The following is a 683-nucleotide window of genomic DNA, read 5'->3' on the forward strand; positions in this document are numbered from 1 at the left end:
ATACTCTATGTATTCAAGTATGGATACTGCACCATTACGTGCAGCGGGTTTCCCCATTCGGAAATCTCCGGATCAAAGCTTACTTACAGCTCCCCGAAGCATATCGGTGTTAGTCCCGTCCTTCATCGGCTCCTAGTGCCAAGGCATCCACCGTGCGCCCTTTCTAACTTAACCAAATGGTTAATCTAACAATATCTCATAAGAGATATCCTAAAATGGCGATTCTCGGTTCTTTCTTGACTTTCTTCTTCTAACTTTATCTAGTTTTCAAAGAACAATATTTGATGGTTATCACGTCGAAAGGAGAATTAAAAGCTCCGCTTCGCTGCGCAATGTTAATGAGGGTTATTTTCGCTATGCGAAAAAACCTAATTAAACCATCAAAACTGAACAAAACCAAATCAAAACGTCACGTCTCATATATCCTTAGAAAGGAGGTGATCCAGCCGCACCTTCCGATACGGCTACCTTGTTACGACTTCACCCCAATCATCTGTCCCACCTTAGGCGGCTGGCTCCAAAAGGTTACCTCACCGACTTCGGGTGTTACAAACTCTCGTGGTGTGACGGGCGGTGTGTACAAGGCCCGGGAACGTATTCACCGCGGCATGCTGATCCGCGATTACTAGCGATTCCAGCTTCATGCAGGCGAGTTGCAGCCTGCAATCCGAACTGAGAACGGT

Annotated in this window: 2 rRNA genes; both read right to left on the bottom strand. The window is 46.3% G+C overall.

Annotated features, from left to right (window positions below):
• Window positions 1-174, bottom strand: a 23S ribosomal RNA gene (locus tag FZC78_RS23360); the annotation flags it as partial.
• Between the two features lie 256 nt (window positions 175-430).
• Window positions 431-683 (bottom strand): 16S ribosomal RNA (locus FZC78_RS23365); the annotation flags it as partial.

The organism is Rossellomorea vietnamensis, from assembly GCF_008180415.1.
GTDB lineage: Bacteria > Bacillota > Bacilli > Bacillales > Bacillaceae_B > Rossellomorea > Rossellomorea vietnamensis_C.